Genomic DNA, 23,579 nt, shown 5'->3' on the forward strand with positions numbered 1-23,579 from the left:
AAATGCGGTCCCAGCCGCGGACCGCAAACCTTGTAACGAGGAGGATTTGGCGGGGCTACGTGTGAACGGCCCGTTTCACTCGTTCGGACATGTCCGCACAGGTGGACGAATCAACGGTGAATCGGTCAGGGAGCGGTCAGGAGTGGTCGATGAACCGGTCGAGCACCCGCACGCCGAACTGCAGACCGTCGACCGGGACCCGCTCGTCGACGCCGTGGAACATCCCGGCGAAGTCCAGCTCCGGCGGCAGCTTCAGCGGGGCGAAGCCGAAGCCCCGGATGCCCAGGTCGTCGAAGGACTTCGCGTCGGTGCCGGCCGAGAGCATGTACGGCACGGCACGGGCGATCGGGTCCTCGGCGACCAGCGCGGTCTGCATGGCGTCGACCAGGGCGCCGTCGAACGTGGTCTCCAAGGCCTTGTCCGCGTGCACGTCCTCGCGCCGCACGCCTGGACCGAGGATCCGGTCCAGGTCGGCCAGGAACTCCTCCTCGTACCCCGGCAGGTAGCGGCCGTCGACGTGGGCGGTCGCCTGGCCCGGGATGACGTTGACCTTGTAGCCCGCGCCGAGCTGGGTGGGGTTGGCGGTGTTCTGGAGGGAGGCGCCGATGAGCTTGGCGATGCCGCCGAGCTTCGCGAGCGTCTCGTCCATGTTCTCCGGGTCCAGCTCGGTGCCCAGCGCGTCCGAGAGCTCGTCCAGGAAGTGCCGCAGCGTCTTGGTGACCCGCACCGGGAACTTGTGCCGGCCCAGCCGCCCGACGGCCTCGGACAGCTCGGTGATGGCGTTGTCCTTGTGGATCATCGAGCCGTGTCCGGCGGTGCCGTCCACGGTGAGCTTCATCCAGTGCATGCCCTTCTGGGCCGTCTCCACCAGATACAGCCGCAGGTTCTCGTTGACGGTGAAGGAGAAGCCGCCGACCTCGCTGATCGCCTCGGTGACGCCCTCGAAGAGCCCGGGGTGGTTGTCGACGAGGTAGCGCGCCCCGTACGTACCGCCGGCCTCCTCGTCCGCGAGGAAGGCGAGCACGATGTCGCGCGGGGGCTTGCGGCCGGTGCGCATCCGCTCACGGACGACCGCGAGGGTCATCGCGTCCATGTCCTTCATGTCGACCGCACCCCGGCCCCAGACGCAGCCGTCCGCGATCTCCCCGGAGAACGGGTCGTGCGTCCAGTCCGCCGCGTTGGCGGGGACGACGTCGGTGTGCCCGTGGATGAGGAGCGCCGGACGGGAGGGGTCCTCGCCCTCGATCCGGGCGACGGTGGAGGCCCGCCCCTTGTGCGACTCGAAGATCTGCGGCTCCAGGCCGACCTCCGCGAGCTTCTCCGCGACGTACTCGGCCGCGAGCCGCTCACCGGGGCCCGAGTGGTCGCCGTAGTTGCTGGTGTCGATCCGGATCAGGTCACGACAGAGGTCGACGACCTCCCTCTCGGCGTTGCCGCCGGTGACGGCCTTGCCCGTGCTGCTCTCGCTCACGCTGGTTCCTTCCACTGTCGCTGTGGCGCTCCTCCTCATCCTCCCGCGCCCACGGCGTACGCCCAAGGCCGCTCACCCCCCGTCACGCCCCGTTCACAGCCATCGGGACGTGATCGAGCACCCCGGAAAGTTTGCTATGGTTTTCCACGTCGGAACGGGCACGGGCCCGCGAGACAGACACCTTGTCCGGGTGGCGGAATGGCAGACGCGCTAGCTTGAGGTGCTAGTGCCCTTTATCGGGCGTGGGGGTTCAAGTCCCCCCTCGGACACCAGCAGGAGCCCCACTTCGGTGGGGCTCTTTTGCGTCACCGGCCCGCGACGGAGAGGTACGACCATGAGGGGCCGCAGGAAGCCGCCCGCCTCGCCGCTTCCCCAGCGGGACGGGATCGACGCGGTGCGGGTGCGGTTGCCGGAGGATCCGGACGGGGCCTGGGCATGCGTCGGGGAGCATCTGGTCGCGCGGTTCGGCGGGGCGATCGGGGCGGGCCGGGTGGCGGAGATGCTGGAGGCCGGGCGGTTCGTGGGGGCCGACGGGGTCGCGGTGCGGGGCGATGAGCCGTACGCCGCCGGGCGGTGTCTCTGGTTCCACCGGGACTTCGCTGCGGAGGAGCCGGTGCCCTTCCCGGTCGGGATCGTGTACCGGGACGAGCGGATCGTGGTCGCCGACAAGCCGCACTTCCTGGCGACCACGCCCCGGGGGCGGCACATCACCGAGACCGCGGTGGCCCGGCTGCGGCGGGAGCTGGACCTGCCCGCGCTGCAGCCCGCACACCGGCTGGACCGGCTGACCGCGGGGCTCGTGCTGTTCGTGGTGCGGCCCGAGGACCGGGGCGCGTACCAGACGCTGTTCCGGGACCGGCTGGTGAGGAAGGAGTACGAGGCGGTGGCCCCGTACGACCCGGAGCTCCTCCTCCCCCGGACCGTACGCAGCCGGATCGTGAAGGAGCGCGGAGTGCTCGCCGCCCGGGAGGAGCCGGGTGTGGCGAACAGTGAGAGTCGGGTGGAGCTGGTGGAGCACCGGGGCGGGGTCGGGCGCTACCGGCTGCTGCCCGCCACCGGGCGGACACATCAGCTGCGGGTCCATATGAACGCCCTGGGGGTGCCGATCCTCCACGATCCGCTGTATCCGGTGGTGGAGGAGGAAGGGGCCACTGACGACTTCTCACGGCCGTTGCAGTTGCTGGCTCGCGTGTTGGAGTTCACCGATCCGGTCGGCGGGGAGCCGCGCCGCTTCGCGAGCGGGCTGCGGCTCTCCGCCTGGCCGGAGGGGTGAGGTGCGCGGCGTTTCAGTGGCCGCGCTTGATCCACTCGTCGAGCTGCGGGGCCTCCGCGCCGATGGAGGTGGGGTCTCCGTGGCCGGTGCGGACGGCGGTGTCGCCGGGCAGGGTGAGCAGCCGGTCCCGGATCGAGTCGATGATCGTCGGGAACGACGAGAAGGACCGGCCGGTGGCGCCGGGGCCGCCCTGGAAGAGGGTGTCGCCGGTGAAGACCGTGGCCAGCCCGGGGGCGTACAGGCAGACCGCGCCGGGGGCGTGGCCCGGGGTGTGCAGGACCGTGAGGGTGGTGCCGGCGATCTCCAGCTCCTGGCCGTCGGTCAGGGCGCCGTCGGGGGCGCGGTCCGGGTGGGTCTGCTGCCAGAGCGGCAGGTCGTCCGGGTGGAGGAGGATCGGGGCGCCGGTCGCTGCCGCGAGGGCGGGGGCGGCGTCGATGTGGTCGTTGTGCGCGTGGGTGCAGACGATGGCGCGCAGCGTCCGGCCGCCGAGCGCCGCCTCGATGGCGGCGGCGTCGTGGGCGGCGTCGATGACGATCGCCTCGGTGTCGTCGCCGACGATCCAGACGTTGTTGTCGACATCCCACTCGCCGCCGTCGAGGGCGAAGGTGCCGGAGGTGACGAGGTGGTCGATGCGGGCGGTCATCAGAACACCACCACCGAGCGGAGGACGTCGCCGTCGTGCATCCGGGCGAAGGCCTGCTCGATGTCGCCCAGGCCGATGGTCTCGGTGACGAAGGCGGCGAGGTCGAGACGGCCCTGCTGGTGGAGGTCGACGAGCATCGGGAAGTCGCGGGAGGGCAGGCAGTCGCCGTACCAGGAGGACTTGAGCGAGCCGCCGCGGCCGAAGACGTCCAGGAGCGGCAGTTCGAGCTTCATGTCCGGGGTGGGAACGCCGACGAGGACGACCGTTCCGGCGAGGTCGCGGGCGTAGAAGGCCTGCTGGTAGGTCTCCGGGCGGCCGACGGCCTCGATGACGACGTCGGCGCCGTTGCCGTCGGTGAGGGCGCGGATAGCCTCGACCGGTTCGGTGGAACGGGAGTTGACGGTGTGGGTCGCGCCCATCCTCTTCGCCGTCTCCAGCTTGCGGTCGTCGATGTCGACCGCGATGATCTTCGCCGCGCCGGCCAGCCGGGATCCGGCGATGGCCGCGTCGCCGACGCCGCCGCAGCCGATGACGGCGACGGAGTCGCCACGGCCGACCTGGCCGGTGTTGATGGCGGCGCCGATGCCCGCCATGACACCGCAGCCGAGCAGTCCGGCGACAGCCGGGGAGACCTCGGGGTCGACCTTGGTGCACTGGCCGGAGGCGACGAGGGTCTTCTCGGCGAACGCGCCGATGCCGAGGGCGGGCGACAGCTCCGTGCCGTCGAGCAGCGTCATCTTCTGCTGCGCGTTGTGGGTGTCGAAGCAGTACCAGGGGCGTCCGCGCAGACAGGCCCGGCACTGGCCGCACACGGCACGCCAGTTGAGGACGACGAAGTCGCCGGGGGCGACGTCCGTGACGCCCTCGCCGACCGACTCCACGACGCCCGCGGCCTCGTGGCCGAGGAGGAAGGGGAACTCGTCGTTGATGCCGCCCTGCTTGTAGTGCAGGTCGGTGTGGCAGACGCCGCACGCCTGGATCTTCACGACCGCCTCGCCGGGGCCGGGGTCCGGGATCACGATCGTCTCGACCCTGACCGGCTCGTTCTTCCCCGGTGCGATGACCCCTTGCACCTGCTGCGCCATAACCGTGCTCTCCCTGCTCCTGAGCTTTCGCGAAGATCGATCGCGGACAACCGTACGCCTCGGGGGCGGGTCCCGCGCCGCGTCGCGCGGAAGGGGCGCGGCAGGCCTACGGGGCGAGGACGTCCAGCTCGTGCAGGGCGCCGACCGCGATGTCCTTGGTGATCCGTTCGGCGGCCTCCGGGTCGCCTTCGCGGACCGCCTCGGCGAGCCGGACGTGCAGGGTGACGGCGGCCGGGTCGGGGTCCTCGAACATCACCTGGTGGTGGGTACGGCCCGCGAGCACCTCGGCGACGACGTCTCCCAGCCGGGCGAACATCTCGTTGCCGGAGGCGTTGAGGACGATCCGGTGGAAGGCGATGTCGTGTTCGAGGTAGCCCTCCAGTTGCTGGCCGCGCGAGGTGGCGACCATGCCGAGGGCGCGTTCGGTGAGCTCGGCGCACTGCTCGGCGGTGGCGTGGCGGGCGGCGAGGCCGGCGGCGACGGGTTCGATCGCGGAGCGCAGCACGGTGAGCGAGCGCAGCTGACGCGGGCGGTCGGCGCCGGCGAGGCGCCAGCGGATGACCTGGGGGTCGTAGACGTTCCAGGTCTCGGTGGGGCGGACGGTCACGCCGACGCGGCGCCGGGATTCGACCAGGTGCATCGATTCCAGGACCCGGACCACTTCGCGGACGACCGTACGGGAGACGTCGAAGCGCTGGGCCAGCTCGTCGGTGCGCAGGACGCTGCCGGGCGGGCACCGGCCGGAGGAGATCTCCAGACCCAGGGTGTCCAGCACATGTGTATGCAGCCCCTGGCTCTGTGTGGTCATGGGTCAAGCCTACGGGGCGACCCCCGGAAACAATAAGTACGACGTTTACATCACAGACTCTTGAATAAGTCGTACCTAATGGGTTTCAGTAGCGCGACGGACCGATGTCGAAGAAGACAGCGAGGCACCCCATGAGCACCCCCCGCGTCGTCGTGGTGATGGGCGTAGCAGGAACCGGCAAGACCACGATCGGTCCCCTGCTCGCCGCCGAACTCGGCGTTCCGTACGCCGAGGGAGACGATTTCCATCCCCCGGCGAACATCGCCAAGATGTCGGCCGGCACCCCCCTGGACGACGACGACCGGTGGCCGTGGCTGGACGCCATCGGCGAGTGGGCGCACGGGCGGGCGGGGCTCGGCGGGGTCGTCTCCAGCTCCGCGCTCAAGCGGGTCTACCGGGACCGGCTGCGGGAGGGGGCGCCGGACGCCGTCTTCCTGCATCTGACCGGTGACCGGGCGCTGATCGAGGAGCGGATGGCGGTCCGCCAGGGCCACTTCATGCCCGCCGCGCTGCTCGACTCGCAGTTCGCGACGCTGCAGCCGCTCCAGGCCGACGAGGCCGGGGCGAGCGTCGACGTGTCCGGCACCCCTGAGGAAATCACCCAGCGAGCCGTGGCCGCGCTGCGCCGGCTCGATACCTAAGGACCATCACCGTGACCAGTCTCAGCGTCGAGATGCTGGCAGCGGAAGCCGCCGAACCGATCACCTCGGCAGGCAACGCTCAGCTGGGCATCGCCGTCCTGGCGGGCATCGCCGTCATCGTTCTCCTCATCACCAAGCTCAGGATGCACGCGTTCCTGGCGCTGACCATCGGTTCGCTGGCGCTCGGCTCCTTCGCGGGAGCCGCGCCGGCCGACACGATTCTCAGCTTCACCAAGGGCCTCGGCTCGACCGTCGCGGGTGTGGGCGTCCTGATCGCGCTCGGCGCGATCCTCGGCAAACTGCTCGCCGACTCGGGCGGGGCCGACCAGGTCGTCGACACCATCCTCGCGAGGGCGAGCGGCCGGGTCATGCCCTGGGCGATGGTCCTGATCGCCTCGATCATCGGTCTGCCGCTGTTCTTCGAGGTAGGGATCGTGCTGATGATCCCGGTCGTCCTGCTCGTCGCCAAGCGCGGCGACTACTCCCTGATGCGGATCGGCATCCCCGCGCTGGCGGGGCTCTCCGTGATGCACGGGCTGATCCCGCCGCACCCCGGCCCGCTGGTCGCGATCGACGCCCTGGACGCCGACCTCGGCGTGACGCTGGCGCTCGGCGTGCTGGTCGCCATCCCGACGGTGATCATCGCCGGTCCGGTGTTCTCCCGCTACGCCGCGCGCTGGGTGGACATCGAACCCCCGGAGAACATGATCCCGCAGCGCCCCTCCGAGGACCTGGACCGCCGCCCCAGCTTCGGCGCGACCCTGGCGACCATCCTGCTGCCGGTCGTCCTGATGCTGCTGAACGCCCTCGTCGAGATCGTGGTCGACAACCCCGAGAACGGTCTCCAGAAGGTCACCGCGGTCATCGGCTCGCCGCTGATCGCCCTGCTCGCGGCCGTTCTCGTCGGGATGTTCACGCTCGGCCGGGCCGCCGGGTTCACCAAGGACCGGCTCGCCGGCACCGTGGAGAAGTCCCTCGCCCCGATCGCCGGAATCCTGCTCATCGTCGGCGCGGGCGGCGGCTTCAAGCAGACGCTGATCGACGCCGGGGTGGGCCAGATGATTCTGGAGTTCTCCGAGAACTGGTCGATCCCGGCCCTGCTGCTCGGCTGGCTGATCGCCGTCGCGATCCGCCTCGCCACCGGCTCGGCCACCGTCGCCACCATCTCGGCCGCCGGTCTGGTCGCCCCGCTGGCCGCCGATATGCCGACCTCGCACGCGGCCCTGCTGGTGCTGGCCGTCGGCGCCGGTTCACTCTTCTTCAGCCATGTGAACGACGCCGGGTTCTGGCTGGTGAAGGAGTACTTCGGCATGGACGTCGGTCAGACGGTGAAGACCTGGTCGGTGATGGAGACGATCATCTCCGTGGTGGCCATGGCCTTCATCCTGCTGCTGTCGCTGTTGCTGTAGCGGGGCCCCACCCCCTCGTACACATGTGCACGCCCGCCTCCGGGCTGTCCGGAGGCGGGCGCGTTCATGTGCGTACGGGAGTGGGTCAGCGGCTGGCGGACTCGCTCCCGGCAGCCTTCTCCAGCTGGAACGCCTCGTTGCCGAGCCCGATCCGGGCGTGTACCTCGGGCTTGACCGAGCGCAGCACCGCCCCGTACACGAGACCGCCGACCAGCGCGAGGATGATCACGCCCGGCAGCAGCCAGTTGAGGGCCGAGCCTGGGCCGGAGCCGACGAGGACGTCGAAGTCGCGGACGGTGAAGACGGCGATCGACAGGAGCGCGAGGCCGGCGAGGGCGGAGGCGACCAGGCGCGGGGCCTGCGCGCGGCCCGCGCCGCGCTTGACGAAGAAGGCGATGACGGCGAAGGACGCGGCGGCCATCAGCAGGATGACGCCGAGCGCCCCGACGTTGCCCATCCAGGTGAACAGGCGCAGGACGGGGGCGGTGGGGTCGCCGACCGGGTTGTCGTCGGTGAAGGCGAAGGCCAGCACGATGACGACGGAGACGGCGGTCTGGAGCAGCGAGCCGGTGCCCGGAGCGCCGCTCGCCCGGTTGGTGCGGCCGAAGCGGGCGGGCAGCAGGCCCTCGCGGCCCATCGCGAAGGCGTAGCGGGCCACGACGTTGTGGAAGCTGAGGAGCGCCGCGAACATCCCGGTGACGAAGAGGATGTGCAGGACGTCGGTGAAGGTGGAGCCGAGCCGCTCCTCGGTGAGGCCGAACAGCATGCCGGGGCCCTCCTTGAGGGAGGTGTCGGCGATGGATCCGGGCCCGGCGGCGACGGTGAGCGCCCAGGAGCTGATCGCCAGGAACAGCGCGGCGTAGCCCACCGCGAGGAACATCACCCGGGACACCACGATCTGCGGGCGGCTGGTCTCCTCCGCGTACACGGGGGCCTGCTCGAAGCCGACGAACGCGGCGATGCAGAAGCAGAGTGCGGTGCCGAGCCCGGCGCCGGTGAGGGTCTCCGGGTTGAAGGCGTGCAGCGACAGGCCCTCGGGGCCCGGCTTGCTCACGGCGGCGATGTCGAAGATCACGACGAGGGCGCACTCGATGACCAGCAGGACACCGAGCACCTTGGCGTTGAGGTCGATCTTCAGCCAGCCCAGGACGCCGACGACGGCCGCCGCGAACAGGGCCGGTATCCACCACACCAGCTCGATGTCGAGGTACGTGGCGAAGATGCCGGAGACCTCGAAGCCGAGGATCCCGTAGATGCCGACCTGCATCGCGCTGTACGCCACCAGCGCCACGAGCGAGGCGCCGGCGCCGGCGGTCGGGCCGAGCCCGCGGGCGATGTACGCGTAGAACGCGCCGGCGTTGTGGACGTGCCTGCTCATCTCCGCGTATCCGACGCTGAACAGCATCAGGACGATGCCGAGGATGATGTAGAGCAGCGGCTGGCCGACGATGCCCATCACACCGAAGACCGTGGGCATCACCCCGGCGACCACCATCAGGGGGGCGCTGGCCGCGACCACCGACAGCAGGAGGCCGGGGGTGCCGAGCCGGTTCGCGCGCAGGGCGCGTTCCTCGCCCTTGTAGGTGTTGATCCCGCCGGTATCGGCCGTTCCCCTCGTGGTGCCGGTCTCACTGGAAAATGAACTGCCGGTCGACATGGCGGGGTTGGTCCCTTCTTGGTGAGGCGAGGTGGGGTGGTGTCCTTCGCGCTTCACGCGGCGCCGAGCGCGTAGGTGCGCGCGCCGGTGAACGCGGCGTGGGGCTCCCGCCCGGAGTACGACCAGGGAGCGGCGGTGGCGTACGGGCCGATGCGGTGGAAGAGGGCGGCGGCCTCGGCGGGCCGGCCCTCGCAGACCTTGGCGTGCGCGAGGAAGTTCAGGTCGAGGCGGTGGCGCGGATGGTCATCGCGCTCCCACTCCAGCCACCAGTCGAAGGCGGATTTCATCACCTGGCGGGCCCGGCGCCCGGACCAGTGCTCGGAGGCCGCCGGGTCGTCGGGCTCGATGCCGGCGGCGACCAGGACGCGGTAGCGCTCGGCGTGGGCGACGACCGGGAGCACGGCCAGCGGGGAGTCGGCGGGGGCCAGTTCGGCGGCCCAGGCGGCGAAGTCGTACACCTCGTGGAGGGGGTCGTGGCCGCTTTCGGGGTTGCTCTCGGCCAGCAGGGCGGTCATCACGTGGTGGGCGTGGTGGTGGTCCGGATGGCGGGAGCGCACCTCCTCGAAGAGCCTGCCGGTCTCGTCCGCGCCGTCGTCGCGGCCCCGGTCCAGGAGGAGCAGCGCGAGCCAGGGGGTGGGGTCGTCGGGGGTGAGGCGGGCGGCGGCCAGGCAGGCTTCCCGGGCGCGGACGGCGTCGTTCGGCTTGGCCTTGGGCCGCAGCGCGCGGGCGACCCGGGCGCAGCCGAGCAGGGTGGCGGCGTCGGCGCTCTCGGGTTCGACGAGCAGCCAGTCACCGGCCCAGTCCACGGCGGACGAGGTCTGGGCGAGGGCCAGAAATCGATGTCCGCGGCGGTCCCAGTCACGCCCGGTGGCCACCAGCAGGGTGCGGGCCTCGGACCATCTCCCCTGGGTGAACCGGCCGCGTGCGGCGATGAGTTCGTCGTCGTCGAGGGCCGGGTCGAACACGTGGTCCGAGCGGCTGCCCCGACGGCGGGAGCGGCCCAGGGGCGGCGGAGGCGGGGGCATGCCGCAGACTTCTTTCGATGCGGTGTGCGAGCAGATGATCGCGCACAGCAAAGCGGCAGGCAATGCTCCACGTCAAGGGGCGTTGTCCGGCAACTGCTCCGGCTTACAGGCCAGTTGGCTTGAACTGGCCGAACCGTCGAGGACATCGGCGCAGCGTGCGGGCGGGGAGGGCGGGCCGGGGTGACGCCTGACACACTGAGGTCATGGAACCTCGCGAACCCCTCAGCCCCTTCCTCCTCGCCTTTCCCGGGCCGTTGCGCGATCGGCTGGTGGCGGCGGTCCTCTCCGGCGAGAAGGTGTCCACGACCGGGTTGCTGTGCGAATACGAGCTGGAGCAGGAGGAGTTGCCGCCGGTGGGCCAACGCTCCGCGCTGATCGACTCGGACGGCCGGGAGGTCGCGGTCATCGAGCTGACCGAGGTACGGGTGCTGCCGCTGGGGGCCGTCGATCTGCGGCACGCGCTGGACGAGGGCGAGGGGTACGCCTCGGTGGCGGAGTGGCGGGCGGGGCACGAGGCGTTCTGGCACAGCGCGGAGATGCGGGAGGCGGTGGGGGATCCGTCGTTCACGGTGCACGACGGGACGATGATCGTGGCGGAGCGGTTTCGGGTGGTCGAGCGGCTGGACTGACTGCCGGGGCTCCGCCCGGACCCCGCTCCTCGATCGCCGGAAGGACCGCGGGCCCGGCCCCGTCAGGCGACCGCTTCCGCCGCCGCCCTGCCCGCCGCTCGGCCCGAGAAGATGCAGCCGCCGAGGAACGTGCCCTCCAGGGAGCGGTAGCCGTGGACTCCGCCGCCGCCGAAGCCCGCCGCCTCGCCCGCCGCGTACAGGCCGGGAAGTGGGGCGCCCTCGGCGGTCAGGACGCGGGAGGACAGGTCCGTCTCCAGGCCGCCCAGGGACTTGCGGGTGAGGAGGTTGAGGCGGACGGCGATCAGCGGGCCCGCCGCCGGGTCCAGGACGCGGTGCGGCTTCGCGGTGCGGATCAGGCGGTCGCCCAGGTAGGCGCGGGCGCCGTGGATCGCGGTGACCTGGAGGTCCTTGGTGAAGGGGTTGGCGATCTCGCGGTCGCGGGCGGTGATCTCGCGGCGCAGGCTCTCCTCGTCGATGAGGTCCTCCCCCGTGACCGCGTTCATGCCCCGGACCAGCGCGCCGAGGTCCTTCTCGACGACGAAGTCCACGCCGTGGTCCATGAACGCCTTGACCGGTGCGGGCACGTCCGCGCGGGCCCGGCCGATCACGTCGCGGACCGACTTGCCGGTGAGGTCCGGGTTCTGCTCGGAGCCGGAGAGCGCGAACTCCTTGCCGATGATCCGCTGGTTGAGCACGAACCAGGTGTAGCCGTGGCCGGAGCCCATGATGTGTTCGAGGGTGCCGAGCGTGTCGAAGCCCGGGAAGAGCGGGACCGGCAGCCGCTTGCCGCGCGCGTCCAGCCAGAGGGACGAGGGGCCGGGCAGGATCCGGATGCCGTGCTTGGCCCAGATCGGGTTCCAGTTCTCGATGCCCTCGGTGTAGTGCCACATCCGGTCGCGGTTGATGTGGTGCGCGCCCGCCTTCTCGGCGATGCCGAGCATCAGACCGTCGACGTGCGCGGGCACCCCGGACAGCAGCTTCTCGGGCGGGGTGCCGAGGCGCTCGGGCCACTGGGAGCGGACCAGGTCGTGGTTGCCGCCGATGCCGCCGGAGGTGACGATCACCGCCTGGGCCCTCAGCTCGAAGGCGTCGGTGACCTCCCGGCTGCTCGCGGTGCCGCGCTCGGCCGCGCTGGGCTCCAGGATCTCGCCGGTGACCGTGTCGAGCGCCCCGGCGGTGCGGGCGAGGCCGGTGACGCGGTGGCGGAACCTCATCTGGACGAGCCCCTTGGCGACGCCCTCGCGGACCCGCCGTTCGAAGGGGGCGACGACGCCGGGGCCGGTGCCCCAGGTGATGTGGAAGCGGGGTACGGAGTTGCCGTGGCCCGTCGCGTCGTAACCGCCGCGTTCCGCCCAGCCGACGACCGGGAAGATGCGCAGCCCCTGCTGGTGCAGCCAGGAGCGCTTCTCACCGGCGGCGAAGTCGACGTACGCCTCGGCCCACCTGCGCGGCCAGCGGTCCTCCGTCTCGCGGTCGAAGCCGGCCGTGCCGTACCAGTCCTGGAGGGCCAGCTCCCGGCTGTCCTTGATCCGCAGCCGGCGCTGTTCGGGCGAGTCGACGAGGAAGAGACCGCCGAAGGACCAGTGAGCCTGGCCGCCGATGGACTGCTCGGGCTCCTGGTCGAGGACGATCACGGAACGGCCGGCGTCGACCAGTTCGGCGGTGGCCACGAGCCCGGCGAGTCCTGCCCCGATCACGATCACATCAGCGTCGTACGCCATGGGTTCCATCCTGTCGGGGTGGTTCAGCGGCGGGAGCGGTGTTCAAGTTACCCGTGCGTCAGATCTTGGATACCCGCCGGGGCCACGTCAACCGTCCGGGTGCTGTTGGATGCGGCGTATGACGCCATCCGAAGAGATTCTGGACATCGTCGACGAGAACGACGAGGTCATCGGGCAGGCTCCGCGCGGTGAGGCGACCGCGCGGGGGCTGCGCCACCGCTGCGTGTTCGTCGAGGCGCGCGATGCGGACGGGCGGGTCTTCGTCCATCGGCGTACGCCCACGAAGCTGGTCTTCCCCTCGCGTCACGACATGTTCGTCGGCGGGGTCGTGGGCGCGGGCGAGTCCTACGACGAGGCGGCGCTGCGCGAGGCGGAGGAGGAGCTGGGGGTCTCGGGGCTGCCGCAGCCCGAGCCGCTGTTCCGGTTCCTCTACGCCGACGCCGGGCACACCTGGTGGTCCGCCGTCTACCAGGTGCGGTGCGAGCTGCCGGTGGCCCCGCAGGTCGAGGAGGTCGCCTGGCACACGTTCCTGGACGACGCGGAGCTGGAGCGGCGGCTCGGCGAGTGGTCCTGGGTGCCCGACGGGGTGGAGGCCTACCGGCGGCTGCGGGAGTTCCGGTCCGCCTGATCGCCGCGCACACCGCCCAAGGGCTGTCCCGCAGTTCCCGGTGGATCAGCGCGCGGCGTCAGATGCGGTGCATCGCAAGGCGGAGGGGCATCCGCATACTGGATGTATGTGGATGTTCCGACAACGCGGCGAGGCCTGGATCCGGACGGCTCTGGCCCTGATCGGCGGGGGGTTCGCCGTCGATCAGTTCCTGCCGGAGCTGGTGTGGGGCGTCCGGGCCGGGCTCGCGCTCGGGCTGCTGGCCGCCGGGGTGCTCTGCGCGCTGCGGGCGGTCAACCACTGGGTGCGGTGCGAGCTGGCGATGCGGCGGGGCGAGGACCTGCCGGTGTCCCGGTTCCCGACGCTGCTGAGTCTCGTGGTCGCCGTCGCCGCCGTGGCGATGGTGGTGGTGGTCCTCTTCGGCTGGGAGGGCGTGTGACGGCGGCGGACCGGGATCCCGGGCTGCAGCCCGAGCGCACTCGGCTGGCCTGGCGGCGCACGACGCTGTCCGCCACGGTCGTCGCACTGCTCGCGGTGCGGCAGGCGCTGCACAACGGGGCGACCCCGGCCGCCCTGATCGCGGTGGCGCTGAGCGCGCCGGCCTGGCTGGGGTTCCTGCTGGTGGCCCACCGCCGGATACTGCGGATGGGGGTGGCGCGGCCGGAGCCGCTCGCGCCGCGCGGTGCGCTGACGGCGACGCTGTGCACGGTGGCGCTGGCGGTGTTCGCGGCGGCGATGCTGTTCTGAGCCCGGCAGGACTCCTCAAGGCTCCCGGACTGCACGGGCTTCCCGGAATCCTCAGGCGTCCCAGTCCACCGTCACCACGATCTTGCCCCGGGTCCGCCCCTCCTCGTTGAGCCGGTACGCGTCGGCGGCCTGTTCCAGCGGGAACACCCGGTCCACGTGGACGGTGACGATGCCCCGCTCGGCCAGTTCCGCGACCTGGGCCAGGTCGTGTCCGTCGGGGCGCACGAAGGCGTAGCGGCCGCCGTAGGAGAAGACCTCGCTGTCCGCGATGGAGGCGAGCCGGCCGCCCGGCGCGAGGGTGTCGGCGGAGGCCCGCAGGGCGTCGCCGCCCACCGTGTCGAAGGAGGCGTCGAAACCGTCCGGGACCAGTTCGCGCAGCCGGTCGACGAGGCCTTCGCCGTACTCCACCGGCTCGGCGCCGAGGCTGCGGAGGTGTTCGTGGTTGCGGGGGCTCGCGGTGCCGATCACCCGGCAGCCGGCGTGCCGGGCGATCTGGACGGCGAGCGATCCGACGCCGCCGGCCGCCGCGTGGACCAGGACGGTGTCGCCGTCGCGGACCTTCAGGGTGCGGTGCAGCACCTGGTACGCGGTCAGCCCGGCCAGCGGCAGACCCGCGGCCTCCTCGAAGCTCAGGCGCAGGGGCTTGCGGGCGAGGGTGCGCACGGGGGCGGCGACGTACTCGGCGAACGTGCCCCGGGAGAGGAAGTCCTCGCGTACGTAGCCGATGACCTCGTCGCCCACCGCGAACTCGTCGACGGCGAGACCCGGTTGCACGACGACCCCGGAGACGTCCCAGCCGGGGATCACCGGGAAGACGGCTTCGAGGCCCCCTTGGAGGTAGCCCTCGCGGGCCTTCCAGTCGACCGGGTTGACGGCGGCGGCCCGCACCTTCACCAGGACCGAGTCGGGGCCGACCTTGGGGTCGGGCCGCTCGCCGTACTCCATGACGTCGGCGGAGCCGTACGCGCTGTAGCTGATCGCCTTCATCCCTCGACCTTCCGTGCAGGTCAGGGTCGCCGCAACTCAGGGGGTACGGCCGTGGGGCCGCCCCTCACCAGCGCGGGGCCGCCCACGTCACCCACCGCGGGTCGACGGCGCGCATCGCCGCCGCGTCGTCGCGCTCGGCGGACTTCCCGGCCACCGGTTCCGGGGAGGCACTGGACGACATACCGACTGGTCGGCATCATGGTTCCCGATCGTTCCGTCGCCCCGGAGGTACGCACCATGAGCTCAGTCCCCCCACCAGGTCTCGACCCGGAGCTGCTGCGCGGCCATCTCGACCGCGAGCGGCCGGGGCTGGTGAGCGGACCCCTCGAAGCGCGGCTGATCGAGGGCGGCCGCTCGAACCTCACGTACATCGTCGGCGACGGGACGGGACAGTGGGTGGTCCGCAGACCTCCGCTCGGCCATGTGCTGGCCACGGCGCACGACATGGCGCGCGAGCACCGCGTGATCAGCGGCCTGCACCCCACCGCCGTCCCCGTGCCGGAGCCACTGCTGCTCTGTGAGGACGACACGGTGATCGGCGCTCCGTTCTACGTGATGGAGTACGTCGAGGGCACCCCGTACCGCACCGCCGAGCAGCTCGCCCCGCTGGGCCCCGAGCGCACCCGGGCGGCGGTCCTCGGGCTCGTCGACACCCTGGTCGACCTGCACGCCGTGGATCCGGAGGCGGTGGGGCTCGGCGACTTCGGGCGGCCCGCCGGCTTCCTGGACCGGCAGCTGCGGCGCTGGGGCAAGCAGCTGGACGCCTCCCGCAACCGTGACCTGGCGGGCATCGACGAGCTGCACGCCTCCCTCGGCCGCGAGCTGCCCGCCTCCCCCGCGGCCACCGTCGTCCACGGCGACTACCGCCTGGACAACGTGCTGCTCGGCTCCGACGACCGGATCAAGGCCGTCCTCGACTGGGAGATGTCCACGCTCGGCGATCCGCTGACCGACCTCGGGCTCCTCGTCATGTACAGCTCCGACCTCGACCTGCCGCACTCCCCCGTCTCCACCACCAGCGGCGCGGCCGGGCACCCCTCCCCCGCCGAGCTGATCGAGCGCTACGCGGCCCGCTCAAGCCGGGACACCTCCGCCATCTCCTGGTACACCGCGTTCGCCTGGTTCAAGCTCGCCGTGATCCTGGAGGGCATCCACTACCGCTACACCCTCGGCCAGACCGTCGGCGCGGGCTTCGACCGGATCGGCGATCTCGTCCCCGTCTTCATCGAGCACGGCCTCACCACCCTCCAGGAAGGCTGAACCCCATGGACTTCGCATTCGACGCCCGTACCGAGGAGCTGCGGAGCAGGCTGCTCGCGTTCATGGACGAGCACGTGTATCCGGCCGAGGAGGTCGCCGAGGAGCAGCGGGCCCAGCTCGCCTCGCCGTGGGACACCCCCGCGATCGTCGGTGAACTGAAGGCCGAGGCGCGGCGGCAGGGACTGTGGAACCTCTTCCTGCCCGACGCGGAGTACGGGGCCGGGCTGACGAACCTCCAGTACGCCCCGCTCGCGGAGATCACCGGACGCTCCCCGCACCTCGCGCCGACCGCGCTGAACTGCGCGGCCCCGGACACCGGGAACATGGAGGTGCTCTTCCAGTTCGCCACCGACGAGCAGAAGAAGCAGTGGCTGGAGCCGCTGCTCGCCGGGGAGATCCGTTCCGCGTTCGCGATGACGGAGCCGGACGTGGCGTCGTCGGACGCGACGAACATCGAGACGGGGATCGTCCGGGACGGCGATGATTACGTCATCAACGGCCGTAAGTGGTACATCTCCGGGGCGATGAACCCGGACTGCGCGGTCTTCATCGTGATGGGCAAGACCGACCCGGACGGCGAGGACGTCCGCCGCCAGCAGTCGATGATCCTGGTCCCGCGCGACACCCCGGGCCTCGAAGTGCGGCGCGCCATGCAGGTGTACGGGTACGAGGACCACTCGCACGGCGGCCACGCCGAGGTGGTCTTCCACGATGTGCGGGTGCCCGCGGCGAATCTGATCGGCGAGGAGGGCGGCGGCTTCGCCATCGCGCAGGCGCGGCTGGGTCCGGGCCGGATCCACCACTGCATGCGGCTGATCGGGATGGCGGAGCGGGCCATCGAGCTGATGTGCCGGCGGGCGGTGGCCCGTACGGCGTTCGGCAAGCCGCTCGCCCAGCAGGGCGTCGTGCAGAACTGGATCGCGGACGCCAGGGTCACGGTGGAGCAGCTGCGGCTGCTGGTGCTGAAGACGGCCTGGCTGATGGACACCGTGGGCAACAGGGGCGCGCACACCGAGATCCAGGCCATCAAGATCGCCACCCCGCGCGCGGTGGTGGACATCCTGGACTCCGCGGTGCAGCTGTACGGCGCGGGCGGGGTGAGCCAGGACTTCCCGCTGGCGGAGCTGTGGGCCTCGGCGCGGACGCTGCGGCTGGCGGACGGCCCTGACGAGGTGCACCAGCGGTCGCTGGCCCGTCGGGAGATCAAGCGGTACGTGTGACGAACGGGGTGCGGCCCCCGCCGCTGAGCGAGGGCCGCACCCGTACCCGTACATGTGCCTGTGCTGGTACAGCAGGACTCAGAAGGTGAGCTTCCAGCTGTCGATGTAGCCGGTGTCCTGGCGGGCGATGTCCTGGACGCGGAGCTTCCAGGAGCCGTTGGCCACCTCACCGGAGGCGTTGACCGTGTACGTCGTGATGACGTTGTCGGCCGAGTCGCCGCTGCTGGAGTTCTTCAGCCGGTACGCGCTGCCGTCCGGCGCCAGCAGATCGACGACCAGGTCGCCGCGCCAGGTGTGCTTGATGTCGACGCCGACCTGAAGGGCGGCCGGGGCGTTGCCCGTCCGTCCGGTGACCGCGATCGGCGAGGTCACCGCGGCTCCCGCGTCCGGGATGGCGACATCGGTGGTGTTGCTGAACACGTCTCCGTCGGTGGGCGGTTCGCCGGTGCCGGCGGACAGGGTCCAGATCGCGTGGGCGGCGGCGTCGCTGTTGCGGTCCAGGGCGGTGTCGTTGATGTTGCTCGTGGTGTCGCAGGACGAGTGGTAGCAGCGGTCGAACGCCTGCCCCGCGGTCCCGCCCCACTTCTGCGCCTGGGCGGCGGACTTGGTGTAGCCCGCGCCGGTGAAGAGTCCGCCGACGGGGACGCCGACGTTCTTGAACGGGGCGTGGTCGGAGCGGCCGTCGCCCTCGGTCTCGATCTCGGTCGGGACCGAGATACCGGCGAAGTAGTCCTTGAAGGTCTTCTCGATGACCGGGTCGTCGTCGTAGACGAAGTAGCCGGCGTTGGGCGAGCCGATCATGTCGAAGTTGAGATAGCCGGAGAGCTTGGAACGCTCGGCGGTCGGCAGGTTGTTGACGTAGTACTTCGAGCCGACCAGGCCCAGCTCCTCCGCGCCCCACCAGGCGAACCGCAGGTGCTTGTCGGGCTGGTACTGGGCCCGGGAGACGGCGAGGGCGGTCTCCAGCACGGCGGCCGAGCCGGAGCCGTTGTCGTTGATCCCGGCGCCGGAGGAGACCGAGTCGAGGTGGGCCCCGGCCATCAGGACCTCGTTCGGGTCGCCGCCGGGCCAGTCGGCTATCAGGTTGTAGCCGGTGGCACCGTTGGAGGTGAACTGCTGGAGCGTGGTGGTGTATCCGGCCGCGTCGAGCTTGGCCTTCACATAGTCGACGGAGGCCTTGTAGCCGGGGCGGCCGTGGGCGCGGTTGCCGCCGTTGTTCGCGGCGATCGTCGAGAACTGCGTGAGGTGGGCCTTGACGTTGGCCAGGGGGATGTCGGGCGCCGCCGCGGCGGCTGCCGCCGGTGTCGGCGCCCCGGCCGCCTGGGCTGCCGGTGCTCCGGCGGCGAGGACGGCGGCGAGGGCGACGGCCAGGGCCGCCGCCGGGGATCTGCGCAGGGTGAAACGGTTCGGTCTCATTCACGGGCTCCGGATTCCGTTGGGGACTGACGGAACGTGCGGGGGGTCCCCGGCCGCGTGGTGATCCGGCCGGGTCCTGGAGCGTGGGCCCGCCAAGGGGCCCAGAGGTGCGCAATGCGTGACCGATGCTCAAGGAAGTGACCGTGCTCCGTCAAGAGCGGAAACCGGACAGAACCGTTCTATTAACGAACAGGGGTGTACCCGTGAACCCTGGCGCCTCATCGGGAGGCCGGACATACCGCATATATCCAGGCTCGCCCAGGTCGGTGGAGCGGGCCAGTGGGGTGGACCCGGCCCTGCTCCGTACCGGCGCGACCTCCGCGTTACGGACGCAGGGCCCGCAGCAGCAGGTCCGCGAGGTGGTCGGCGACCTCCTGGCGGCTGAGCGGGCCGTCCGGGCGGTACCAGGTGGAGAGGTGGTGGACCGAGCCGAAGTGGTAGTCGACGACCAGGTCGGCGGGGGTGGCCGAGGAGAACACACCGCTGCGCTGGCCCTCCTCGATCAGGGCCCGGAAGCGCTCGTGGTAGCGGCGGCGCTCGACGCGCACCTGCTTGTTCTTCTCGGGGCTCAGGTGGTGCATGGAGCGGAAGAAGATCGCCGCGTCGTCCAGGTTGTCGATGGTCGTGACGACCACGTCGGCCGCCGCGTCGCGCAGCCGCTGCTCGATGGGCGCCTCGGCGTCCGCGAAGGCGTCCAGGCGCTCCTGCTGGAGCCGCAGCACCCGGGCGTACACCTCCTGGAGCAGGTCCTCCTTGGAGCCGAAGTAGTGGTACAGGGCCCCCTTGGTGACGCCCGCCGCCTCGACGATCTCCTGGACCGAGGTGCGGTCGTACCCGCGCTCGGCGAAGAGCCGGGTGGCGGCGGCCAGCAGCCTCTGAGGGACGGGAGTGCCGTTCTGATCCGTCGCCTTGGCCATGAGCCGCCACCTTCCTTTCGTACCGTGCGTGCGCTGTTTCGACGCGGTTCTAGCGAGAGGAACGCAGTTCCCGCCTGAGGATCTTCCCACTCGCCGTCTTCGGCAGCTCGGTCAGGATCTCCACCTCACGCGGATACTTGTACGCGGCGAGCCGTTCCTCGCAGTACGCCCCCAGCTCGCCGGGCTCCACGGAGGTCCCCGGACGCAGACTCACGTACGCCCGGACGCTCTCCCCCCGGTACGCGTCGGGCACCCCCACGACGGCCGCCTCGCGCACCGCCGGGTGGGTGTAGAGGACGTCCTCCACCTCGCGGGGCCACACCTTGAACCCGGAGGCGTTGATCATGTCCTTCTTGCGGTCGACGACGTACAGCCAGCCCGCCGCGTCCATGAACCCGATGTCGCCGGTGCGCAGCTCGCCGTCCGGGAAGGCGGCGGCCGTGGCCTCGGGGAGGTTCCAGTAGCCGGAGACCACCTGGGGGCCGCGCACCGCGATCTCGCCCTGTTCCCCGAAGGGCACCTCCCGGCCCTCCTCGTCGAGGATCCGTACGACGGTGTCGGGTCCCGGCACGCCGACGGACAGCGCGCCCGAGACCGGGTCGACGGGGGCCTCGTGCTCGGGCGGGACCGAGGCGCAGGGGGCGGTGCACTCGGTGAGTCCGTAGCCGTTGCGGATGTACGGGCCGAAGCCCGCGCGGAACTTCTCCACGAGCGCGGGCGGCAGGGGCGCGCCGCCGGAGGAGATCACCCGGAACGAGGCGAAGTGGTCCGGGGTGGCGTCCGGGTGCGCGGCCAGGGCCATGAACGCGGTCGACGGGCCCACGGTGTAGGCGGGGCGGTGGGCGGCGAAGGCCTCCAGGACGACGCCCGCCTCGAAGCGGTAGGCCAGCACGAGCGTGCCCGCGTTGGCGACGCAGGCGGCGAGCTGGCAGACCATGCCGGTGATGTGGAAGAGCGGGGCGAGCGCGAAGTAGGCGGAACCCTCGGCGACCGGATGGCCGGTGCGCTGGCGTTCGGCGTTGACCATGATGTTGCCGTGGGCGTTCATCGCGCCCTTGGGGGTGCCGCTGGTCCCGGAGGTGTAGCTGATCAGCGCCACGTCGGCGGCGGTGAGCTCCCGGGCCGCCGGGGCCGGGTTCCCCGCGCGGGCGACGGTCAGCAGGTCGTCCGCGACGTCGTCGGGGCCGGGCGCCGGGAGCCGCTCGAAGCCGAGGACGCGGGGGTCGTTCTCGGTCTGGAGGTCCAGCTCGCAGGCGGTGAGGGCGATGGTGAGGGCCGGGGCCGCCGCCGCGGTGTCCCGCAGATACGTCTCCCACGCCCGGTCCGAGCAGATCAGCGCGGTGACCTGGGCGTCCGCGAGGACATGGCCGACCTCGCCGGACTTGTACATCGGGTTGAGCGGTACGACGGTGGCCCCCGCCTTCCACGCGCCGAGCAGCGCGAGGGCGAAGTGCGGGCTGTTCTGCAGCATGATCGCGACCCGGTCGCCCCGGCGCAGCCCCCGGGCGGCGAGGTGCCCGGCCACCGAGTCGGAGAGCTCGTCGGTCTCGCGGTAGTTCAGGCGGCCGTCGAAGTACGCCAGGGCCGGGTGCTCGGGCGCGCGCCCGACGGCGTCCCGGAAGGCGTGCAGCACGGTCGGGGGCGGGGTGAGGGGGGCCCGCTGGGCGTCGCTGAGCAGCGCGAGCCACGGCTGGGCCGCGTAGATGGAGCCGGTGGAGGTCGCGTCGTTCATGCGCCGCTCGCCTCCCACTTCTGCTGGAGGCGGTTCATGTTGCCCATCCACCGGTCGGGATCGGCGGCCCGGGCCTGGTAGTAGCCGGCCACCTCGGGGTGCGGCAGGACCAGGAAGCGGTCGGCGTCCATCGCCTCGAACAGGGCGTCGGCGACGGCGTCCGGCTCGATGGCGCCGGGGGCGAGGACCAGCTCGCCGGCCGAACCCGCGGCGGTGAGCATGTCGGTGCGTACGCCCTGCGGGCAGATCGCGTGGACCTTGACGCCGCGGTGGCGGTAGGTGAGCGAGAGCCACTCGGCGAAGGCGACCGCGCCGTGCTTGGTGACGCTGTACGGGGCCGCGCCGATCATCGTCAGCAGCCCGGCGGCGGAGGCGGTGGTGACGAAGCGGCCGCTGCCGCGCTCCAGCCACTCCGGAAGCAGCGCCCTGGCCGCGCGGACGTGGGCCATCACATTGACGTCCCAGGCGGCGGCCCAGACCTCCTCGTCGGCGAACACGTCGCCGGGCGAGGCCAGGCCCGCGTTGGCGCAGTAGACGTCCACCGTGCCGTCCAGCGCCTCCCGGGCCGCGTCCACGACGCCCGAGGCGTCGCCGGCGACGGCGAAGCCGCCGATCTCCTTCGCGAGCGGCTCGATCCGGGCGGGGTCGAGGTCGTTGACGACGACCCGCGCTCCCCCGGCGGCGAACCTGCGGGCCAGAGCGGCTCCGATGCCGCCTCCGGCCCCTGTGACCACTACGCCGGCGCCCTGCACCGTATCCATCGTCATCCCGCCCTTCCCATCCGGCTGGATCGGCAGACTAACCGGTCGGTATGTGATCCGGGAAGGGCCGGGAACGGGCCGGGCGGCGGGCGGTGAGGAGTCCGGAAGAGTCCGGACGGGGCACGGGAGGAGTGCGGGGACCGGCTGGGGGAATCGGCGCGGCCCAGGTCGTTCCGTGCGGCCCCGGCCCGCGCTAGCGTGCGTGGCCATGACAGTCGGCGCGATCATGGAGGTAGCGGAATGAACCTGTCCCGACGTGGTGTGCTGGCCGCGGGAGGCGCCCTGGGAGCGCTCGCGGCGACGACGGCCGGCACCGGACCCGCCGCCGCGTCGACCGCCCCCGGACGCGGCTCTGGACCCGGGCGCGGCCGGGTGCGTACCGGCTTCGACCGGCTGGCGGCCGACGGCTACCGGCTGCTACAAGGCCAGAAGGCCGGCATCGTCACCAACCCGACCGGCATCACCGCCGACGTCCGGCACATCGTCGACGTGATGCACCCGGACGCGCGCGTGAACCTGACCGCCGTCTTCGGCCCCGAGCACGGTTTCCGGGGCACCGCGCAGGCGGGCGGCTCGGAGGGGCGCTACGACGACCCGGCGACCGGGCTGCCGGTCTACGACACGTACCTCAAGAGCGGGCAGGACCTCGCGGACATCTTCACCGCCTCGGGTGTGGACGCCGTCGTCTTCGACATCCAGGACGCGGGCGCGCGCTTCTACACGTACATCTGGACGCTGTACGACTGCATGGAGGCGGCCGCGCTCGCAGGCAAGCGTCTCGTCGTGCTGGACCGGCCGAATCCGGTGACCGGGCGGGCGGCGCTCGGGCCGGTGCTGGACCCGGCGTTCGCCACGTTCGTCGGCCGCCGGGAGATCGCCCAGGCGCACGGGATGACGGTGGCGGAGCTGGCGCTGTTCTTCAACGCGGAGTTCCTGCACGAGAATCCGGTGCGGCTGGACGTGGTGACGATGTCGGGGTGGCGGCGCTCGGACTTCTTCGACGAGACCGGGCTGCCGTGGGTGCCGCCGAGCCCGAACATGCCGACGCCCGAGACGGCGCTCGTCTACTCCGGCACCTGTCTCTTCGAGGGCACGAACCTCTCCGAGGGCCGGGGCACCACCCGCCCCTTCGAACTCCTTGGCGCGGAGGGCATCGACCGCAGCTGGGCGGCCGCCGCGAACGCGCTGGAGCTGCCGGGGGTGGCGTTCCGCGAGGCGTACTTCGCACCGACGTTCTCCAAGTTCGCGGGGAAGACGGTGGGCGGGGTGCAGGTGCACGTCCGGGACCGGGAGGTCTTCGACCCGGTCCGCACCGGGATCGCCCTGCTGGTGACGGCGAAGCGGACCTGGAGCGGCTTCGCCTGGCGGCCGGACAACTGGATCGACAAGCTCACCGGGAACACCCGGGTCCGCACGATGATCGACGCGGGCGCGGACACCGACGAGGTCGTACGGGCGTGGCAGCGGGACCTGTCGGCGTTCCGGGCGAAGCGGCGGAGGTATCTGCGGTACGGCGGGTAGCGCGGCCGGCCCGGACCCGGACCGGCCGCTCAGCCGCGCTCTTCAGCTG

21 protein-coding genes, 1 tRNA gene and 1 pseudogene are annotated in these 23,579 nt (G+C 71.6%); 11 read left to right on the forward strand and 12 right to left on the reverse strand.

Annotated elements, in window-relative coordinates:
- Positions 1–136 precede the first annotated feature (136 nt).
- Positions 137–1,471, reverse strand: a complete 1,335-nt coding sequence (locus IG90_RS0115470; RefSeq protein ID WP_030583727.1) for a M20/M25/M40 family metallo-hydrolase — start codon at positions 1,469–1,471, stop codon at positions 137–139.
- A gap of 184 nt (positions 1,472–1,655) precedes the next feature.
- Between IG90_RS0115470 and IG90_RS0115475 the strand changes: the two genes are divergently transcribed.
- Together IG90_RS0115475 and IG90_RS0115480 are read left to right on the forward strand one after the other, a co-directional pair.
- Positions 1,656–1,743, forward strand: a tRNA-Leu gene (locus tag IG90_RS0115475).
- Between the two features lie 62 nt (positions 1,744–1,805).
- Positions 1,806–2,744 carry an RluA family pseudouridine synthase gene (locus IG90_RS0115480; RefSeq protein WP_030583729.1) on the forward strand — a complete coding sequence of 313 codons (939 nt, stop codon included), beginning with the start codon at positions 1,806–1,808 and terminating at the stop codon, positions 2,742–2,744.
- A gap of 13 nt (positions 2,745–2,757) precedes the next feature.
- On the opposite strand, the gene IG90_RS0115485 is transcribed toward IG90_RS0115480, so the two are convergent.
- The 3 genes from IG90_RS0115485 to IG90_RS0115495 all read right to left on the reverse strand — a co-directional run bounded on the left by IG90_RS0115485 (position 2,758) and on the right by IG90_RS0115495 (position 5,280).
- Positions 2,758–3,387, reverse strand: coding sequence for an MBL fold metallo-hydrolase (locus tag IG90_RS0115485; protein WP_030583731.1), 630 nt, complete (start codon positions 3,385–3,387; stop codon positions 2,758–2,760).
- A complete protein-coding gene (locus tag IG90_RS0115490; RefSeq protein WP_030583733.1) occupies positions 3,387–4,472 on the reverse strand; it encodes an S-(hydroxymethyl)mycothiol dehydrogenase in 1,086 nt (361 codons plus the stop codon). The genes IG90_RS0115485 and IG90_RS0115490 overlap by 1 nt, the downstream gene beginning before the upstream one ends.
- A gap of 106 nt (positions 4,473–4,578) precedes the next feature.
- Positions 4,579–5,280, reverse strand: a complete 702-nt coding sequence (locus IG90_RS0115495) for a FadR/GntR family transcriptional regulator (RefSeq protein WP_030583736.1) — start codon at positions 5,278–5,280, stop codon at positions 4,579–4,581.
- 131 nt (positions 5,281–5,411) lie between these two features.
- Here IG90_RS0115495 and IG90_RS0115500 point away from each other — a divergent pair, with 131 nt between their 5' ends.
- Both IG90_RS0115500 and IG90_RS0115505 read left to right on the forward strand, forming a co-directional pair.
- Complete coding sequence (locus IG90_RS0115500) at positions 5,412–5,921, forward strand: gluconokinase (protein ID WP_030583739.1); 510 nt, start codon at positions 5,412–5,414, stop codon at positions 5,919–5,921.
- Between the two features lie 11 nt (positions 5,922–5,932).
- Positions 5,933–7,330, forward strand: a complete 1,398-nt coding sequence (locus IG90_RS0115505) for a GntP family permease (RefSeq protein ID WP_030583742.1) — start codon at positions 5,933–5,935, stop codon at positions 7,328–7,330.
- Positions 7,331–7,415: 85 nt separating this feature from the next.
- On the opposite strand, the gene IG90_RS0115510 is transcribed toward IG90_RS0115505, so the two are convergent.
- Together IG90_RS0115510 and IG90_RS0115515 are read right to left on the reverse strand one after the other, a co-directional pair.
- The gene (locus IG90_RS0115510; protein ID WP_030583745.1) at positions 7,416–8,987 is read right to left on the reverse strand and encodes an APC family permease; all 1,572 of its coding nucleotides are present in this window, start codon (positions 8,985–8,987) and stop codon (positions 7,416–7,418) included.
- A gap of 53 nt (positions 8,988–9,040) precedes the next feature.
- Positions 9,041–10,012, reverse strand: coding sequence for a hypothetical protein (locus IG90_RS0115515; RefSeq protein WP_030583748.1), 972 nt, complete (start codon positions 10,010–10,012; stop codon positions 9,041–9,043).
- Positions 10,013–10,215: 203 nt separating this feature from the next.
- On the opposite strand from IG90_RS0115515, the gene IG90_RS0115520 reads away from it, so the two are divergent.
- Entirely contained in the window at positions 10,216–10,641 is a 426-nt protein-coding gene (locus tag IG90_RS0115520; RefSeq protein WP_030583750.1) for an ASCH domain-containing protein, read from the forward strand.
- 62 nt (positions 10,642–10,703) lie between these two features.
- Here IG90_RS0115520 and IG90_RS0115525 read toward each other — a convergent pair whose 3' ends face one another.
- Complete coding sequence (locus IG90_RS0115525) at positions 10,704–12,362, reverse strand: FAD-binding dehydrogenase (protein ID WP_030583753.1); 1,659 nt, start codon at positions 12,360–12,362, stop codon at positions 10,704–10,706.
- Between the two features lie 118 nt (positions 12,363–12,480).
- On the opposite strand from IG90_RS0115525, the gene IG90_RS0115530 reads away from it, so the two are divergent.
- The 3 genes and pseudogenes from IG90_RS0115530 (at position 12,481) to IG90_RS0115540 (ending at position 13,716) form a co-directional block, all read left to right on the forward strand.
- Entirely contained in the window at positions 12,481–12,990 is a 510-nt protein-coding gene (locus tag IG90_RS0115530; RefSeq protein WP_030583756.1) for an NUDIX domain-containing protein, read from the forward strand.
- A gap of 133 nt (positions 12,991–13,123) precedes the next feature.
- A pseudogene (locus tag IG90_RS0115535) lies at positions 13,124–13,408 on the forward strand (YidH family protein); the annotation flags it as partial.
- Positions 13,405–13,716 carry a DUF202 domain-containing protein gene (locus IG90_RS0115540; protein WP_030583761.1) on the forward strand — a complete coding sequence of 104 codons (312 nt, stop codon included), beginning with the start codon at positions 13,405–13,407 and terminating at the stop codon, positions 13,714–13,716. The pseudogene IG90_RS0115535 and the gene IG90_RS0115540, both read left to right, overlap by 4 nt.
- Positions 13,717–13,767: 51 nt before the next feature.
- Here IG90_RS0115540 and IG90_RS0115545 read toward each other — a convergent pair whose 3' ends face one another.
- A complete protein-coding gene (locus tag IG90_RS0115545; protein ID WP_030583763.1) occupies positions 13,768–14,703 on the reverse strand; it encodes an NADP-dependent oxidoreductase in 936 nt (311 codons plus the stop codon).
- Positions 14,704–14,940: 237 nt separating this feature from the next.
- Between IG90_RS0115545 and IG90_RS0115555 the strand changes: the two genes are divergently transcribed.
- Entirely contained in the window at positions 14,941–15,963 is a 1,023-nt protein-coding gene (locus tag IG90_RS0115555) for a phosphotransferase family protein (RefSeq protein WP_030583766.1), read from the forward strand.
- A 5-nt stretch (positions 15,964–15,968) separates the two neighbouring features.
- On the forward strand, positions 15,969–17,183 hold the full coding sequence (locus tag IG90_RS0115560; RefSeq protein WP_030583770.1) for an acyl-CoA dehydrogenase family protein: 1,215 nt from the start codon (positions 15,969–15,971) through the stop codon (positions 17,181–17,183).
- 78 nt (positions 17,184–17,261) lie between these two features.
- Here the strand turns inward: IG90_RS0115560 and IG90_RS0115565 are convergent, their stop codons facing one another.
- From IG90_RS0115565 to IG90_RS0115580, 4 genes are all read right to left on the reverse strand, one after another.
- On the reverse strand, positions 17,262–18,599 hold the full coding sequence (locus IG90_RS0115565; protein ID WP_030583773.1) for a M28 family metallopeptidase: 1,338 nt from the start codon (positions 18,597–18,599) through the stop codon (positions 17,262–17,264).
- Positions 18,600–18,922: 323 nt separating this feature from the next.
- A complete protein-coding gene (locus IG90_RS0115570; protein WP_030583776.1) occupies positions 18,923–19,516 on the reverse strand; it encodes a TetR/AcrR family transcriptional regulator in 594 nt (197 codons plus the stop codon).
- A 49-nt stretch (positions 19,517–19,565) separates the two neighbouring features.
- The gene (locus IG90_RS0115575; protein WP_030583779.1) at positions 19,566–21,248 is read right to left on the reverse strand and encodes an AMP-binding protein; all 1,683 of its coding nucleotides are present in this window, start codon (positions 21,246–21,248) and stop codon (positions 19,566–19,568) included.
- The gene (locus IG90_RS0115580) at positions 21,245–22,015 is read right to left on the reverse strand and encodes an SDR family oxidoreductase (RefSeq protein WP_030583783.1); all 771 of its coding nucleotides are present in this window, start codon (positions 22,013–22,015) and stop codon (positions 21,245–21,247) included. The genes IG90_RS0115575 and IG90_RS0115580 overlap by 4 nt, the downstream gene beginning before the upstream one ends.
- A gap of 234 nt (positions 22,016–22,249) precedes the next feature.
- Here IG90_RS0115580 and IG90_RS0115585 point away from each other — a divergent pair, with 234 nt between their 5' ends.
- Positions 22,250–23,530, forward strand: a complete 1,281-nt coding sequence (locus IG90_RS0115585; RefSeq protein ID WP_030583786.1) for an exo-beta-N-acetylmuramidase NamZ family protein — start codon at positions 22,250–22,252, stop codon at positions 23,528–23,530.
- The last annotated feature ends 49 nt before the right edge of the window (positions 23,531–23,579 follow it).

Source organism: Streptomyces anulatus (genome assembly GCF_000721175.1).
Classification (GTDB): Bacteria; Actinomycetota; Actinomycetes; order Streptomycetales; family Streptomycetaceae; genus Streptomyces; species Streptomyces anulatus_C.

Coding starts and splice junctions, on each gene's coding strand:
- IG90_RS0115480 (WP_030583729.1), top strand. CDS start 1,806: ATGAGGGGCCGCAGGAAGCCGCCCGCCTCGCCGCTTCCCCAGCGGGAC.
- IG90_RS0115485 (WP_030583731.1), bottom strand. CDS start 3,387: ATGACCGCCCGCATCGACCACCTCGTCACCTCCGGCACCTTCGCCCTC.
- IG90_RS0115490 (WP_030583733.1), bottom strand. CDS start 4,472: ATGGCGCAGCAGGTGCAAGGGGTCATCGCACCGGGGAAGAACGAGCCG.
- IG90_RS0115495 (WP_030583736.1), bottom strand. CDS start 5,280: ATGACCACACAGAGCCAGGGGCTGCATACACATGTGCTGGACACCCTG.
- IG90_RS0115500 (WP_030583739.1), top strand. CDS start 5,412: ATGAGCACCCCCCGCGTCGTCGTGGTGATGGGCGTAGCAGGAACCGGC.
- IG90_RS0115510 (WP_030583745.1), bottom strand. CDS start 8,987: ATGTCGACCGGCAGTTCATTTTCCAGTGAGACCGGCACCACGAGGGGA.
- IG90_RS0115515 (WP_030583748.1), bottom strand. CDS start 10,012: ATGCCCCCGCCTCCGCCGCCCCTGGGCCGCTCCCGCCGTCGGGGCAGC.
- IG90_RS0115520 (WP_030583750.1), top strand. CDS start 10,216: ATGGAACCTCGCGAACCCCTCAGCCCCTTCCTCCTCGCCTTTCCCGGG.
- IG90_RS0115525 (WP_030583753.1), bottom strand. CDS start 12,362: ATGGCGTACGACGCTGATGTGATCGTGATCGGGGCAGGACTCGCCGGG.
- IG90_RS0115530 (WP_030583756.1), top strand. CDS start 12,481: ATGACGCCATCCGAAGAGATTCTGGACATCGTCGACGAGAACGACGAG.
- IG90_RS0115545 (WP_030583763.1), bottom strand. CDS start 14,703: ATGAAGGCGATCAGCTACAGCGCGTACGGCTCCGCCGACGTCATGGAG.
- IG90_RS0115555 (WP_030583766.1), top strand. CDS start 14,941: ATGAGCTCAGTCCCCCCACCAGGTCTCGACCCGGAGCTGCTGCGCGGC.
- IG90_RS0115560 (WP_030583770.1), top strand. CDS start 15,969: ATGGACTTCGCATTCGACGCCCGTACCGAGGAGCTGCGGAGCAGGCTG.
- IG90_RS0115565 (WP_030583773.1), bottom strand. CDS start 18,599: ATGAGACCGAACCGTTTCACCCTGCGCAGATCCCCGGCGGCGGCCCTG.
- IG90_RS0115570 (WP_030583776.1), bottom strand. CDS start 19,516: ATGGCCAAGGCGACGGATCAGAACGGCACTCCCGTCCCTCAGAGGCTG.
- IG90_RS0115575 (WP_030583779.1), bottom strand. CDS start 21,248: ATGAACGACGCGACCTCCACCGGCTCCATCTACGCGGCCCAGCCGTGG.
- IG90_RS0115580 (WP_030583783.1), bottom strand. CDS start 22,015: ATGACGATGGATACGGTGCAGGGCGCCGGCGTAGTGGTCACAGGGGCC.
- IG90_RS0115585 (WP_030583786.1), top strand. CDS start 22,250: ATGAACCTGTCCCGACGTGGTGTGCTGGCCGCGGGAGGCGCCCTGGGA.